At 37.8% G+C, this 592-nt stretch carries 1 protein-coding gene; it reads right to left on the bottom strand.

The genetic code is table 11. The features are described from left to right. Positions 1 to 410 (bottom strand): M23 family metallopeptidase (locus R7F64_RS24110; RefSeq protein WP_318072180.1); only part of this gene is annotated, 410 nt, incomplete at its 3' end. Positions 411 to 592: the final 182 nt, after the last annotated feature.

The raw sequence follows: 592 nt of genomic DNA, 5'->3' as shown, positions 1-592 counted from the left end.
GAGTTACCTACTTGAGCAAGAAACTCTCCTTCATTTACATGTTGTCCTTCCTTCACTTTAATTGATCCTTTCTTTAAATGCGCAAGAACCAAAAATGTCCCTGTTTCATCTAGTCGTAAATAAATATGATTTCCCGCCATTGACTGAAAATCATCCGATCCCGGAACTAAATCTTTTTCATCATTATTAATTGATACAACTGTTCCAGAAGCTGGTGCCGTTACTCTCGCTCCGTATATTCCATAGTCCTTTAATTTACTACTTTTCACTTCAGCAGGTGGAATAAGAATATCATATGCCCATCGTTCATTTGGTTTTATAACGTGATAGTTCGCTTCTAATCGATCGCCACCCCATCCTACTAATGCTCGTTCATTTAAAGGAAAACGAACAACTATTTTAGGGCTCATAGACTGTACATTTGTTGGATAAGCAAGTCCGCCTATGTTAGCGAGCCATCCTAAAGGCCAAGCTCCAATTATAGCAAAAAGAACTATGAAGAGGAGCATACTATCTATCCGCTTTCTAAAAATGCCTTTCCACACAAATAGTAATACTGACCCTATCAAAATAAAGCTTGATACGAAGCTAA

The organism is Vibrio sp. Vb1980, assembly GCF_033338615.1.
In the GTDB taxonomy this organism is placed as follows: domain Bacteria; phylum Pseudomonadota; class Gammaproteobacteria; order Enterobacterales; family Vibrionaceae; genus Vibrio; species Vibrio alginolyticus.
This window is presented reverse-complemented; position numbering and strand designations above follow the sequence as displayed.